9 protein-coding genes are annotated in these 15,204 nt (G+C 60.4%); 7 read left to right on the top strand and 2 right to left on the bottom strand.

What is annotated here, in order from left to right:
- Positions 1-29: 29 nt before the first annotated feature.
- Complete coding sequence (yihA, locus tag P5540_11845) at positions 30-626, bottom strand: ribosome biogenesis GTP-binding protein YihA/YsxC (protein HRT65508.1); 597 nt, start codon at positions 624-626, stop codon at positions 30-32.
- 517 nt (positions 627-1,143) lie between these two features.
- On the opposite strand from yihA, the gene P5540_11840 reads away from it, so the two are divergent.
- The 3 genes from P5540_11840 to P5540_11830 all read left to right on the top strand — a co-directional run bounded on the left by P5540_11840 (position 1,144) and on the right by P5540_11830 (position 4,164).
- Positions 1,144-2,871 (top strand): TolC family protein, encoded by a 1,728-nt coding sequence (locus P5540_11840; protein HRT65507.1) that lies wholly within the window; start codon positions 1,144-1,146, stop codon positions 2,869-2,871.
- Between the two features lie 109 nt (positions 2,872-2,980).
- Positions 2,981-3,724, top strand: coding sequence for a hypothetical protein (locus P5540_11835; GenBank protein HRT65506.1), 744 nt, complete (start codon positions 2,981-2,983; stop codon positions 3,722-3,724).
- 236 nt (positions 3,725-3,960) lie between these two features.
- Positions 3,961-4,164 (top strand): cold-shock protein, encoded by a 204-nt coding sequence (locus P5540_11830; GenBank protein HRT65505.1) that lies wholly within the window; start codon positions 3,961-3,963, stop codon positions 4,162-4,164.
- Between the two features lie 55 nt (positions 4,165-4,219).
- Here the strand turns inward: P5540_11830 and P5540_11825 are convergent, their stop codons facing one another.
- Positions 4,220-5,164 carry a 2-dehydropantoate 2-reductase gene (locus P5540_11825; GenBank protein ID HRT65504.1) on the bottom strand — a complete coding sequence of 315 codons (945 nt, stop codon included), beginning with the start codon at positions 5,162-5,164 and terminating at the stop codon, positions 4,220-4,222.
- Between the two features lie 587 nt (positions 5,165-5,751).
- Between P5540_11825 and miaB the strand changes: the two genes are divergently transcribed.
- The 4 genes from miaB to P5540_11805 all read left to right on the top strand — a co-directional run bounded on the left by miaB (position 5,752) and on the right by P5540_11805 (position 15,104).
- Positions 5,752-7,077, top strand: coding sequence for a tRNA (N6-isopentenyl adenosine(37)-C2)-methylthiotransferase MiaB (gene miaB, locus P5540_11820; protein HRT65503.1), 1,326 nt, complete (start codon positions 5,752-5,754; stop codon positions 7,075-7,077).
- A gap of 5 nt (positions 7,078-7,082) precedes the next feature.
- On the top strand, positions 7,083-8,375 hold the full coding sequence (gene mtaB / locus P5540_11815) for a tRNA (N(6)-L-threonylcarbamoyladenosine(37)-C(2))-methylthiotransferase MtaB (GenBank protein HRT65502.1): 1,293 nt from the start codon (positions 7,083-7,085) through the stop codon (positions 8,373-8,375).
- Between the two features lie 119 nt (positions 8,376-8,494).
- Positions 8,495-10,408, top strand: coding sequence for a hypothetical protein (locus P5540_11810; GenBank protein HRT65501.1), 1,914 nt, complete (start codon positions 8,495-8,497; stop codon positions 10,406-10,408).
- A 151-nt stretch (positions 10,409-10,559) separates the two neighbouring features.
- The gene (locus P5540_11805; protein ID HRT65500.1) at positions 10,560-15,104 is read left to right on the top strand and encodes a M28 family peptidase; all 4,545 of its coding nucleotides are present in this window, start codon (positions 10,560-10,562) and stop codon (positions 15,102-15,104) included.
- The last annotated feature ends 100 nt before the right edge of the window (positions 15,105-15,204 follow it).

Genomic DNA, 15,204 nt, shown 5'->3' with positions numbered 1-15,204 from the left:
GTTGCCCGGCGTTTCAAGATTGTCACGCCTTACGTCTTGCCGGAAATCAGGTATTCGTCAATCACGTTCCAAACAAGGGGAAGACCCTCGCCGGTTTCGGCGGAAGTCGGGATGACAAGGCCGTCCTCTCCGAGATCGAAGCATTTTCGCATCCTGGCAAGGTTTGCCGCGCGTTCGCCGCGGCCAAGTTTATCGGCTTTCGTGGCCACAAGCAGGGTAGGGATTTTGCATTCCGCGAGCAGGGCGATCATCTCGAAATCCTTGTCGCCAGGTTCGTGCCGCAGGTCGAGCAATTGAACGACGAGTCTGAGCGGACCGCGTCCGCGCAGATACACCGACAGGGCCGCATTCCATTTCGCCTTGACGGTCTTGGGCACTTTCGCATAGCCGTAGCCGGGCAAATCCACGAAATAGAACGCGCGGTTCACCTCGAAAAAATTGATGGTCTGTGTCTTGCCCGGCGTGCCGCTGGTCTTGGCCAGGTTTTTGCGCCGCAACAGCGCGTTCATCAGACTCGATTTGCCGACGTTCGACCGGCCCGCGAAGGCGATTTCCGGTTTGCCGTCGTGCGGATATTGATCGGGCCGCATGGCGCTGCATACATATTCGGCGGATTGAATTTTCATGATACAGGAAAGAATACCGGGTAACCTTCCCGCTTGTCCAACCATGAAACGCGATCCGGGCATCATAGAGGAACCCGGGGTTACCGAGCCCCCCCTCTGTCACAAAGACATCCGCAACGGTGTCTGTTTCTTCCTCGCCAAGACGCCATTGCATTGGCGAGGTTTGAAGAGATATGATGACGGCATAAAAAGGAACACGTGTAGAACCGGACCCACAAGAAAATGCCATGACGATCATCGGGGAGTTTTTCTCGAAAATCCGATGCAATCCTCGGGTATCGTTGGACAGGTGGTCGTTTCGTTGATGGAGATGGGATCGTCGCTTTTTTATTTTGTAACGCATTGAATGTCAACAGGTTAAAATTCAAATCTCTCTTGTCTTGGTGATGGAATCCATTTGAAGGTCTGGCGCGCAAGACACGTCCGCGTGGAAAAGAAAAACCGGCGGCAATGGCGGAAGGTCTCAAGAAGGAATCGGTGACCGTCCGAAGCGAATCCCAGGCCATGGAGGAGCCGAATGATCGGGATGTGGTGCATTCTGTTGGCAGGCTGGTTATCCGCGGCTGCGGCATCCGGTTCGGACACGACGGTCCAACCGCTTTCCGTGGACGCGCAATCGCTTTCCGCTCCGGAGGAAACGGCTTCCATCAGCGGAAAAATTGATTTCAACCTGATCGATCTTGACCGGCTTCGCGAAATCACCGAGGAGGCGGAAGGCGCGAACATCGTCCGGATGTCCCTGCAGGAATGCATTCAGATCGCCATCGAGCGCAATCCCGATTTGCAGGTTGTCCGGTACGAGCCGCTGAAATCCGGCGCGGACATTCTCACGGCCAAAGGCATGTTCGATCCGTTGTTGAGCACCCAAATCAGTTATGCCGAAAGCCTGCAGGCGGCGTCCGCCGAAACACGCACGATCGGCCTGCTCTTCTTCCTGTTCCGGCGCAGTTCGGACATCGAGATGCGCAACATGCTGAGCAAGACCTCGGTGACCGGACGGCTGCACACAGGGACGATCTACGATGTTTCGCTTGCGCTCAACAGCGATGCGTCCTCGTTCAACAAGTTTCGCACGCAATGGAGCGGCGGCCTGACGCTGACGCTCAGCCAGCCGCTGCTGCGCGGACGGGGCAGCGCGGTCAATACGGCCCGGATCCGCATGGCCGAAAACGCTAAGAAAATCGCCGAGAGCCAACTCCGCCTGGCCGTCATGACGGCTGTCGCGGAAGTGGTGAAGGCTTACTGGGATCTCGTCGGCACCCTGGAAAACGTGACCGTGCGCGAGCAGGCTCTCGCCAACGCCGAGCGCCTCCTCGAAATCAGCCGGAAACGTCTCGACATCGGCACCGCCGCCGCGATGGAGGTCTTGCAGGCCAAGGCGGGCGTCGCCATGCGGCAGACGGATCTCGTCAATGCCCGGGCGCAGGTCAAAAACGCCGAAGACGCGATCAAGGCCGTGCTCAACATGCGCGACGGGGATATTTTCTCGTCCGCGCGGATCGTGCCGGTGGATCGTCCACATGCCGGCGAATTCGACCCGGAACTACTGAAAAACGAAAACGAGAAAGTGAGCGAAAGCATTGAACTCGCCCTGAAAAACCGGCCTGAAATGACGTCGGGCGACCTGGAAATCAAAACGGCCGAAATCGAACGCCGGCGCGCCGCCAACGACATGCTGCCCGATGTCAGTGTTTCCGGCAGCGTGTTTCAGGGACGCCGCGGCTACGAATGGGACAATGTATTTTCGGGGATTATCCATCGCGACGACCACTCGTTCATGGTCGGGATGAAAGCGTCCGTGCCGCTGGGCAACCGGGCGGCGCGCGGCGCGTTTCAGCGCGCGGACCTCACCGTCCGCCAAGCCGGACAAAAACTCGAAAAAACCAAGCAGGAACTGATGCTCCGGGTACGACTGGCCGCGCGCGCCGTCCAGACCAGCCAGATCCTGATCGAAAGCAACCGCCAAGCGAAGCAACTTCAGGAAGCCAATGTCATTGCCGAGGAAAAACGGCTCCGGCTCGGTGTCAGCACCAGTTACCGCGTATTGCAGGTTCAACAGGATTTGACCCTTGCCCAGACACAGGAACTCCAGGCGCGCATTGCCTATGAAAAAGCCCTTGTCGAACTGCGCCTCAGCGAGGGCACCCTTCTCGAAAGCCTTGGCATTGATTTCTGTCCTCCCGAACCGGAAGCGCCCGTTACCTTCGGGCGCAGCATTCGTCCGCCTGTACCCGAAATGAAATAAGTCGTGTCAGCCGGCGCCGCCGCAAGGAAAACGTTGGGATGAACGGCATGGAACAGATGCGCGGGAAGGCGGCCCCAAACCGCCGAACATTCGGCCACCAGGCGAAACGATGAAGAAATCGCTTCCTTTGCTGGGAGTTATCATCTGCTGGCTGGCCGTTTCGGGGTGTCCGGCAGACCGGGGACCCTTCGGGCTGTTCCAATACCTTCCGCCGGCCAAAGGCAATTCATGGACCTTTGGATGCGTGGCGTTCAACGCGGCGAACGAGGCGGCCGCCACGTACTACGAGGTACGAGTCGAGGAAATGTCGTTCGCAAATTGCCGCCGCACTTGGCGTGTCTCCATGACCGATACGTCGGAAGGCTCGGAATCATCGTCGTTTCCGGCCGGCTATTATTTCCTCGAAGACGGGGTGTTCTATAACACCGGCGCGATTCCGTGCCGCGACGATTTCACGGATCCCGTTGCGAGCGGTTTCATTCCGATTGCACATGGCGATCTGACGCCGCGCGTTATCACGGATGCCGGCGATCCGCTTCGCCGGCATTACAAGATGGACCTGCGCTACACGGCAGGTCCGATCAATCAGTTCCTTCCGCTGCATTATGTTTTCAACGAAGGAAAAGAGGGGAAACGGGAAGTGCACATCACGTTGGACGATTTCGGTCCCGAATTTCGATCATGGGACGATTGCATTGCCTTGGAAGCGCACCGCCCGGCCGAATCCGGCGAACCGGCGTGGATGCCCGTTCTTATCCTTGGCCGCGATATCGGGCCGATCCTGTTCGATACCGGTTACGGTCTCGGCCTGTACGCCACCTTGCATTCCGCCGCCATCCGCAACCGAAGGTGAACCGCTTTTTCAAAACCTGTTACGGGCAGACGGTCCGGGGAAACGACCCGTTTCGTGGAAGAAACGCAAATGCCCGTTTGGGCGACTTGCTTTGAATGTCCATGACGTGTCATACTGTCGTCAATGTGTGGCGGAAATGGATTGGCCGTTGTCCGCTGCGCGTGTTGGACAACATTGTCCCGGGTAGGATAGGGGTTCGGCCCGACTGAAGCGAATCCCATGGAGAAGAAAAGAACATGGCAACAGGTACGGTAAAGTGGTTCAACGACGACAAGGGCTACGGTTTCATTACTCCCGACGGGGGCGGCAATGATCTGTTTGTCCATCACTCGAACATCCAGATGAGCGGTTTCAAAAGCCTCAAGGATGGACAGCGGGTACAGTATGAATCGGCCCAGGGCAAAAAAGGGCCCGAAGCGCAGAATGTAGTCGCCCTGTAATCGGGTGTTGATTGAACTTCAAACGCCCCGGCTTTGGCCGGGGCGTTCGGTTTTATTACGGGGCCGATAGGGCTTCCCGGGCGTGAACGAGGCGTGTCAACAGGTCGTTGGCCGGCGTGGGAATTCCATGTTCGCGGCCGTAGGCGGAGATGGCGCCGTTCAGCGCGTCTATTTCGGTCCGGCGATGAAACAGGAAATCTTCGTGCATGCTCGCGAAGTGGGCCGCCGTCGGCGGGATCAAACGGTTGACGAGCACGTCCATGTACGCCTCCGGCGAATCGGGTTCGAGCGCGATTCCCTTTGCGCCGGCCACCGCATACAACTCATGGACGATATCCCGCATGATGGCCAGCGCATGCCCCGTTTCCGGCAACCGGCCATACGGCACGCCGAGCAGGGCCGATAGCGGGTTCAACGCGGAATTGTAGGCGACCTTGCCCCACAACAGCGTCGCGATCCGATCCGTGAACTCCGTCGGCAGCCCCGCCGCATCCATCGCTTCGGCAATCGCGCGGACCCGGTCCACGGGCGCTTCGGGACAATACACGCCGAGCGCCGTTGGATTCGCGATAACGGTGATTTCGATGTGGCCCAGCGCCGGCCGTCGAACGCCATAGATTACCCGCGCGCCAATGGTCCGTTCCCAGCCGGCCACCGCCGCGATGCGTTCCGCATTGCCCAGGCCGTTTTGATACGAACACACCAGCGTATGCGCGTCGAGCAGATGACGGAACGACTCCGCCGCAGCCGCCGTGTCGTAACTCTTGACCGACACGAGAATCAGATCGAAATCGCCCGCCTTCAATCCCGACAAATCGGTCTGGGCGCGTAGATTCGCGACATGATGTTCCCCCCAGATCCCCGTAATGCGCAAACCTTTCTCGCGGATCGTCTCGACATGCGCGTCAAGTCCGACCAGCGTGACCTCGTGCCCCGCCTTCGCCATGAATCCGCCCACGGAACTTCCCACCGCTCCCGCGCCAACCACCAACAGCCGCATAGACTACTCCTTCTATCCGTTTCATGAGCGCCCACTATAGCGAACGGCGCGAAACGGGGCAAATCGGCGGAACACGTTTCTTTGTGCAGGATATTGCGGTCGGGCCGCACATCAGGAACTCGGCAAGGATGCCGCGACCACGGTAGAGGCGGCGTCCCCACCGACCGGCAGGCAAAGATCCCTGACGGGAGCGTTGTCCACAAACCGGTTTCTCTTCGTGCTCGTTATCGTGCTCGTCATCGCTCTCAAAACCCCGCCGTTTTCCCATCCACCAAATTATTGAAATTCCATTGATGGCCCAAATGGCCCCGGAATTTCTTGTTGTTTTTGTAAAAAACCTGAGTTTAAGGTACCGAGTGGGCAAGTCAACCCGAAACGGCGCGCGTGGACATGCGCCCTCCCAAATATATGCGCGCCCGTGCTACCGGTGGGTTCCTGCGCCCTCTTGCTTCATGTGATTTTCCCGTATCGGGCAATCGGCCGGCTGTCCATGGGGCGCGGCCGTCGCAATCGGAACGCATAATAGTTGCCGCCCGCCCATTGCGGGAATCGTGCCTCGGCGCCGTCATCTCAGGTATGATCCCCGCATGTCGAACAAAAAAGCGTTCATACAGACCTACGGCTGCCAGATGAACGAGCACGACAGTTCCCGCATGATGGAAATCCTGTCGTCGCTCGGCTATGAGCGGACCGGCGAGATGACGGAAGCGTCGCTGATCCTCGTGAACACGTGTTCCGTCCGCCACAATCCCGAAAACAAGGTCTACAGTTTCCTTGGCGTTCTTGAACGGCTCAAGCAACGCAACCCGGCGCTGATGGTCGGCGTGGCGGGCTGTGTGGCGCAACAGGCGGGGGAGGCCATCCTGCGCCGGGCGCGGGTCGTGGACATGGTATTCGGTCCCGATCAAATGTTCCGGCTGCCGGAAATGCTGCACGCCGTCGGACACGGCGAACGCATCGCATGGACCGAATGGCAGGACGTGCGCGGGCGGGTCCACAACTTCATTCCCGGCGAGTGGCTGGAACGCGGTCATCTCGACGGCTGTGTCGCGTTCATCGCCATCAGCAAGGGATGTAGCAACGGCTGCTCGTTTTGCATCGTACCGAGTGTGCGCGGGCGCGAAATCTCCCGGGAGCCGGATAATATTCTCGAAGAGGCGCGCGCATTGATGGCCAGGGGCGCGAAAGAGATTTGGCTGCTCGGCCAGAACGTAAATGCGTACCATGCGGGCGAGACGCGGTTCATCCATCTCCTCGATATGGTCTCGCAACTCGGCGTGCCGCGCATCCGGTTCACGTCGCCGCATCCGAAGGACTGGGACGACGCATTGTCGGACCTGATGGCCTCGCGGCCGAACATCTGCAAGTACCTTCATCTGCCGCTGCAATCGGGCGCCGACCGCATCCTCGAAAAGATGAACCGGCGGCACACCCTCGCCGAATATCTGGACAAGGTGCGCTATCTGAGGCGCGTCAACCCCGCCGTTGAGATCAGCACGGATCTCATCGTCGGTTTTCCGACGGAAACCGATGCCGAATTTGAGGATACGCTGCGCGCAATGGAGGAAGTCCGGTTCAGCCAGGTCTTTTCGTTCAAGTATTCGCCCCGCCCCGGCACGCGCGCGGCGGAATGGCCGGACGACGTTCCCCGCGCCGTCAAGGAAGAACGGCTCGCCCGGCTGATCGAAGCGCAGGATCGCATCAACGCGGAGCAGATGGCCGCGTATGTCGGAACGGAACAGGAGATTCTGATTGACGGCAAGCATCCCAAGCGCAAAAAGGTTTGGAGCGGACGCACCGGCGGCTACCGCCCCGTGTCCGTGGTCTGCGAAGGATTGGCGGTCGGCGATTTCGCGAACGTCCGCATTACCGGTGTTCAAGGCCACTGGCTCACCGCCGAATTGAAAGCGTGATCGGCATGGCCAACAGGGCTTTCCTCCACACGCTCGGTTGCCGTCTCAACCATGCGGAGACCGGCATTCTCGCCCAGACCCTTGCGGACGCCGGATATGTATTGGCCGGCCGCGTCGAAGACGCCGATCTCTGCATCGTCAACACTTGCACCGTGACGCGCGAGGCCGACGCCAAGTCGCGCAAGGCGGTCCGGTCGTTCATCCGCCGCAACCCCGGCGCGTTTATGGTCGTGACAGGCTGTCACGCCCAAGTCCGGCCCGAAGCGATGGCCGCCATTTCCGGCGTGGACCTCGTGGTCGGCAACGCAAACAAGCTCGATATCGCGTCATGGCTGCCCGCCGCGCCGAAGAAGATTTCCGGAGCGCCGCGCGTAATTCGCGATCCCATTGCGCCGGAATCGTTCCGAATCGCCCCGCGCAATGCCATGCCGCCCGTGTGCCGGCCACAAATCAAAATCCAAGACGGATGCAGCGGCCATTGCGCGTTTTGCATCGTGCCGAGCGCGCGCGGCAAAAGCCGCGGGCGGCCCCTGGACGATATCGCCGCCGAAGCGCGCCATCTCGCGGAACACGGCGCCGTCGAAATCGTCGTTACGGGATTGAATGTGGGCGCGTATGCCTGCGAAGGCAAACGGTTGGTTGACGTCCTGGACGGGATCGCCGGGATTGATGGCGTCCGGCGCGTCCGCCTCGGATCGATCGAACTCAGCGGCATCCGCGACGAACTCATCGCCCGCATGGCGGACCCCCGTCACCCGCTCGTGCCTTTTCTCCACATCCCGCTGCAATCCGGATCGGAAACGGTCCTCGCGCGCATGGGCCGGGCCTACCGCGCCGACGAGTTCCTTGCATGGATCGAGCGTATCGCGGCGCGTGTCCCGGACGTCTGCCTCGGAACGGATGTCCTCGTGGGATTCCCCGGCGAGACGGAGGCCGAATTCGGCGAGACCTGCCGCTTTCTCGAAAACGCCCCGCTGGCCTACGCGCACGTCTTCAAGTATTCCGACCGCGAAGGGACGCCGGCCGCGTGCATGCCGGGCAAGGTGGAGGCCGTCGAGATCAACGCGCGCGGCGAACGCATTCGCGCCCTCTCCGGCGCGAAATGGACCGCCTTCATGCAATCCTTCCTGGGCCGGACGCTCGACGTCTTGTTTGAAACGAAGGAAAACGGATTCTGGACGGGTTACACGGCAAATTACATTCAGGTCTTCGTCGAATCCGGCGAAAATCATGCCAACCAACTTCTGCCGGTTCGTATGGAACGCATTCAGGACGGCCGCATGATAGGATGCGAATAATGCGTTTCGATTGTCGAAATGGGGCCGAATCCCAAGGTTGACCCGGAGGGGATTCGCGGGTAAAATGGCCCTGTTCATGCGCCGGAGACGGGCTGCCGGCGCGGCAGGAGTGCGTTCTGGTGGGAGTCACCTTTCGCTGCATTGTGATAGGTCTGCTCTTGATCCCGGTGAACAGTCTGTGGATCGTGCTGGGCGAGATCATGTGGTATTCGGGCGAGCCGACGACCATCAGCCTGTTCTACAACGTCGTTTTCATCCTGACGCTGCTCATTTTGGGGAATCTGGCGGTCCGGCGTTTCAGGCCATCCTGGGCGCTTGAACCGGGGGAACTCTTGGTCGTCTACACGATGCTGGCGATCAACAGCGCCTTGTGCGGCCACGACATGCTCGAAATCTTGGTCCCGATTGTTGGCCATTTGAACCGCTACGAACCGCTGGAGGGGCGTTACCAAGAAATTCTCTCGCTGATTCCGGCCTGGCTGCGGGTCGAGGATCAGGCGGCGCTCCAGAGCGCATACATCGGTCAAGAGTCCATCTACCGCCCGGCGAATTTCGTGCCGTGGCTGGGCCCGCTGGCATGGTGGGGTGCGTTTACGATGGCCCTGTGCGCGGTTCTGTGGGGGATGAACCTGATCCTGCGCAAACAATGGACCGAAAACGAGAAATTGTCGTATCCGGTCATCCAAGTGCCGATGCTGCTGGTCACGGAAACCGACACGCTGCTCCGCAACCGCCTGTTCTGGACCGGCTTTGCCGTGGCGGGATTTATCGATCTGGTCAATGGCATGAATGTCCTGTTTCCCCTGTTGCCCCGCATCCCCATCGTCCATATTTACAACATCCAGCAGTTTTTTCCGGAACGGCCATGGGTGGATATGGGCGCCGGCTGGATTTCGTTCTATCCGTTTGCGATCGGCATGTGTTTCTTCATGCCGACGGATCTGGCGTTTTCATGCTGGTTTTTCTTTTTCTTCTGGAAAATGGAGCGGGTTCTGGCGAGTTATATCGGTATTCACGGCATGCCGGGATTTCCGTTCGTCGAGGAACAGACGGCGGGGGGCTATTACGGCATTGCCCTGATTGCACTCTGGGTGACGCGCCACCATTTCAAGCGCGTGTTCCTGATACTGATTGGCCGCAACGTCGAACGCGAGACGACATGGGAACGCGAGGAGGTTCGGATTGCGGCCATCCTCTTGATTGGCGGATCGGCCTTCCTGATCTGGTTCTGCCTGAAGGCCGGCATGTCGTTGCCCATCGTGCTGGTGTTGTTCGGATTGTACTTCCTGTTGTCCATTGCAATCACGCGGATGCGGGCGGAACTCGGCCCACCGGCTCACGACCTCCATCACGCCGGGCCGCAACTTCAAATCGTCAAGTTTCTCGGCATGTCGAACATGCACCGGGATCATCCCAATGACCTGGCCATGTTCGGCTTTTTCAATTTTTTCAACCGGGCCTATCGGGGGCATCCCATGCCGCACGGCCTCGAGGCGTTTCGCATCGCCGAACGGCTCAAACTCGACAACAGGCGGTATCTGATCGCCATGTTTGCGGCGATCCCGGTGAGCATTGTCTGCGCCTTTTGGGCGATGCTGTGGGTGTTCAACAAATATGGCGCGGCGGCCCAAGCCGTGGGGCCGGGCGAATTTTTCGGACGCGAGGCATGGGAAGAGGTGTACCGCTGGTTCACGCTGCCGGAAATTCATCAGATGCAGCCGACCTACGCCATTCTGATCGGCTTGGGCGTTTCGATCGTTTTGGCCGTGTTGCGTATGGCGTTTCACTGGTGGCCCCTGCATCCGGTTGGGTTCGCCATCAGCGGATCCTGGGGCATGGAGCAAATCTGGCTCTGCGTGATGATTGCATGGCTCATCAAAGTCATTTTGTTGAAATACGGCGGCGCGAAGGCCTACAAACCGGTCGTGCCGCTGTTCGTCGGCCTGATCATGGGCGATTTCATGGTCGGCAGTTTCTGGAATTTGTACGGCATTGTGATGGAAACTCGGGTCTATCACTTCTGGCCTTACTAGCCGGAGCGCAATGCGTGAGGTGGACGCATGGACGGGATGGACGGGATGGACGAGATGGACGAGATGGACGAGATGGACGGTGCGGAAACGGCGGCATGCGGTTCTTCCCGCCTGCATTCTTGCATCCCCGTTCTTCATATAGGGCCTTTCCATGAATAAGGCGCGTTACATACTTTCTTGGTGCCTCGTGGCCGTCGTGGGATTGTTTGTCCAGTTCATTGTCACGAAATGGGCCACCGAGACCGAAAAGGATCCGGACCTCGCGGAGACGGTCGTTTTCGAGCCGGCGCGTTATCCGGAAATTGCGGCGCGTTTCACGCCGGAAGGCCTGAAGGCGCATATTGACGCCTTGTCGGACATTCCGTCGCGGCAGACGGGCACGCCCGGTTGCGATGCCGCGCTCGAATACATCCGCGCGCAGTTCCGCGCGCTCGGCGTGGGCGAGCCGGTGGTCCAGGAATTTCCCGCGACCGTTCCCGTTCATGACATCGCGGAAGCGCGGACGCCGCAAGGCGTGTTCCCGCTGCATCCGCTGCATCCGAACGGGGTGTGTCCGGCGGCAACCCCGAAAGAGGGGATCAAGACACGGCTCATCTATGCGGGATCGGGCAGTCTGGCGGAGGTGGAAGGCAAGGAACTTGACGGCGCGACGGCCGTCGTGGAAACGGGCGCGCGCGAGCAATGGCTTTACCTGATCGATCTCGGCGCCCGGGCGATTATTTTCGTCGAACGGGAACGTCCGCCGCGGTACATCGGCATGACGACGCAGACAATGTCGCACCAGGACGTGCCCCGGTTCTGGATGACGCAGGCCGAAGGCGCGCCGCTCGTCGCGTTGCTGAAGTCGCGGGATCTCGAAGCCACGCTGTATTCGGACGCCCGATGGGAACGCCGCACCGGCAAGAACATTTACGTGGACATCCCCGGCCTGAGCACGAAGGAACACAACAAGGACGAGGTCGTCGTTCTTTCGGCCTACTACGACAGCAGTTCGTTCGTGCCGGATCTTGCGCCGGGCGCCGAGCAGGCATGCGGCATCGCGGCCCTGCTCGAACTCGGCAAACTGATCGCCGAACACCGCTTCCAGAAATCCGTGCGTTTGCTGGCCCTTTCGGGCCATTTCCAGGCGATTGAAGGCGCCCGGCGGTACGCGTGGGACAATGTCGCACGGCACACGTCGCCGATGCGCGACGTGTCGCCGCAGGGCCATGCGGCCTTTTTCGGGCTCGACCTGTCTTCGGGCGGGCCGCGCGTTGGGCTGTTTTATGCCGGCAATTTTTTCACGCCGTTCGAAAACAACGTCAAGCCGCGCGTGTCCGATCTGGGCCGCCGCGCCACGCACTATGCAAACGAAATCGCCACGGCCTTGGGCGTGTCGCCGGACGAGTTGTTCGTGGACACGATCAACCCGGCGTTCGGCAAGGAGTGGTTCACCTACGCGCCGACCGGCCTTGCGCTGGACCACGAAGCGGCGCTGATAGCCGGCGTTCCGTCGTTGTCGTTCGTAACGGTCAACGATTCGCGATTTTTTGCCGCGACGCCGAACGACACCGAGGTCAATGCCGAAAACCTGGCCCGGCAGGTCCGCCTGCTTGCGTGTCTTTTGCCCAATGCGTTCAACGTCGAGGGCCGTTATCTCAAGCGGTCCATGCAACGCGTCGCATGCCGCGTCAGGGGCCGGGTCGTTTCGTTCGACCCGAAAGAGGGCTACCTGCCGAACAAGCCCGTGCCCAACGCGGTGGTAACCGCCCGCGGCATGTGGGATCAGATGATCCTGACCGGCGTCATGGCGCGTCCGGTCACGCTGGCCAACGGCCAGGGCGAATTCGAGCTGCCCTGCCTGGGCTACAACGCGGAGGCGCTGTATCAAATGGGCTGGCTCGCCTTCGAACCATTCGTGATCGAGGACGGCCATATCACGTGGGCGCCGGATTTCGGCCAGATGGGCCGCGAAAGTTATCCCTTGCGCCTGTTGCCGGTCCAGAAGGAAATGGAGTTGATGTGCGTCGCCTTTCCGTGCAAAACGCTGGATCTGTTCAACCTCGTGGACCCGCGCAATTACAACCTGCTCAACTCGCTCGACGTGCTCGAAGCCGCCAGCAACAGCCCGCCCGCCGTGTACGGCACGACGCTCCAGGAAAGCGCATGGCCGTCGTTCATGGCGCCGACGGCATCCATTTTCACCCAGCCGGGCAAGCGACTCAAAATCACGGCGGGCGCGGGCGCCGCGCAAAAGCGCATGTTGCTGCTGAACGTTCCCGAACGCTTCGCGCCCGGCCAATTGTTCAATACCGGCGACGGTTTCGCGGTGGACGACACGCCCGCCGTGCGCCACACCTACATGCAAAGCGCCACGGACATGTACCGGCTGGACGAGTCGCGCATCGCGTTCTTCGGATCGCACGGCATCAAGAACGCGCGCGTCAACACCCTGCACCGGCTCGCGGGCGACGCGCTCGAAAAGGCGCGCAAAGCGCTCGACGCGCGCAACTACCAGGAATATTTCGTGCAGGCCAAGCGCGCGCTCGGCTTCGAGTCGCGCGCGTATCCGGATGTCGTGGGCATGGCCAACGACGTCGTGCGCGGACTCGTGTTCTATCTTGTTTTACTGATTCCGTTCGCGTTCGCGACGGAACGCCTTTTCCTCGCCGGCCGCCGCATCGAAACGCGCATCGCCGGCATTGTGGCGTTGTTTCTCGCCATGTTCTTCGTGCTGCGGTTCACGCATCCGGCCTTCCGCATTGTGCTCAGCCCGATGATCGTCCTGCTCGGATTCGCCGTGGCGACGCTGTCGGTGGTGATCATCTCGATTGTGATGGCGAAACTCGAGGCGCTGGTATCGAAACGCAAGATCGAACAGCAGGGCGAGCACGAATCGGGCGTGCAGGCCGTCAGCGGATTTGCGCTCGCGCTCGAACTCGGCATCGCCAACATGCGCCGCCGCCGCGCGCGGACGATTCTGACGAGCATTACGCTGATCGTCCTGACGTTTTCGGTATTGTCGTTCATGTCCGTCACGGCGCAGTTGCGCATCCAGCAGTACACGTACAGCGACGGCGCGACGCCCTACCAGGGCGCGCTGCTTCGCACGCGAAACTGGGCGCCGTTCCCCTTCGAGACCTATGCCTCGCTGCGCAACGAGTACGGCGGCGAATGCACGATTGCCCCGCGCCGGTGGTACTACGGCGCGCTGGTCCTCAACCGGTCGTTCATAGACATTGACAAGGACGGCGTGATCCGTTCGGTCAGCGCGCTGGCCGGCCTGAGCGCCGAGGAACTGAAATTTTTCGACATCAAGGGCGCGCTGCTCGGCAACAGCCGCTGGATCGGTCCGCACGTCGAAGGCGTCACGCCGCCCGAAGAGATTTTGCTGCCCGTGAACTTAGCCCGGGACTTTCTGAACGAACCCGGCAGTGACCCGCAGGCCGCCCTTTCGCCCGCCGAAAAGGAACGGATCGCCAACGCCATGATCGGCCGGAAGGTGCGCATGCTGGGCCGCGAATTCGAGGTTATCGGCGTGTACGACTGGGAAAAGATGAACGAGCTGGTGGATATTGACGGGGAACGCCTTACCCCCTTCGATCCGGTCGAGATGGAAAAGAAGTTCCAGGAGGAGGGCACACCCGATCCCGAATCCGTCCAGCGCTACATCCACCATTCATTTAAGGACGTGGCAATCGTCAGCGAACAGGTGCTGGGCAATCTGGGCGGCGATCTCCGGTCGGTCGCGCTGCTCCCTCACAATCCGGGCGAATTGACGCCGCTGCTTGAAAACCTGATCCGCCGTCTCGACTATATTTTGTTCGCGAATCTCGACGGCACGCCGACGCTGCTGAGCAGCCGCAACGCCACGCGCATTTCCGAATTGTGGAACCTGCTGATCCTGATGGTGATCGCGGGTTTGATCGTGTTCAACACGATGCTGGGCAGCGTCTTCGAGCGGACAAAGGAAATCGGCACGTATACTGCGCTTGGCATTGCCCCTTCGCATATCGGACGCCTGTTCATGGTCGAGGCGGGCGTGTTCGCGGTGCTGGGCGTCATGGCCGGCTACGTGGCCGGGCAGACCGTCTCGCGGCTCGCGCATGTGCTCGACATCCCGCTGTTGAACACGCTCGAACTCAACTACAGTTCGATGGCGGGCGTTGCGGCATGCCTGCTCGTCATGGGCATGGTCCTGCTGTCGTCGGTGTATCCGTCGCGCAAGGCCAGCGAACTCGGCGTGCCCGACATCGAGCGCCGTTGGAAACTCCCGCCGACGAAGGAGGCGCGCATCACACTGCAACTGCCATTCACCGTGTCCATGCATGAGGCGCCGGGACTGGTCGCGTTCCTGAAAGAATACCTCGATTCGCATGTGGATGTGTCCGTGGGAAATTTCTATGTCGAGGAGGTTCAGGCCGGGCCGGCCATTGCGGGTGGTTCCGGCACCGGCATCACCGCGCGTTTCTGGCTGACGCCGTTCGACCTCGGCATCAGCCAATACACGACCATCGCGTTGCGCGTGCTCGAAGACATGAACGTGTGCGGCGTCGAAGTGTCCATCGAGCGGCTGAGCGGCGACGCCAGTTCGTGGCGGCGCGCCAACGGCCACTTCATGACGGCGATTCGCAGCCAGTTTCTCGTATGGCGCAACTTGACCCCGAAGGCGCGCGCGGATTATGTGTCGAGGGGAAAGGAGTTCGCGTTGGCATGATAATTCCCTGCTATATCATCGCCTTGTTCGTGCGCGTGCGCGTGCGTCCCTTCGCAAATCTCAACTTTCAAATCACTCGCACCCCAAACCCCAAACCCCT

The sequence above is a fragment of the Candidatus Hydrogenedentota bacterium genome (assembly GCA_035450225.1).
Taxonomy (GTDB): Bacteria; Hydrogenedentota; Hydrogenedentia; order Hydrogenedentales; family SLHB01; genus DSVR01.
The sequence above is the reverse complement of the archived record's forward strand: the minus strand, read 5'-3'. Positions and strand labels throughout refer to the sequence as shown.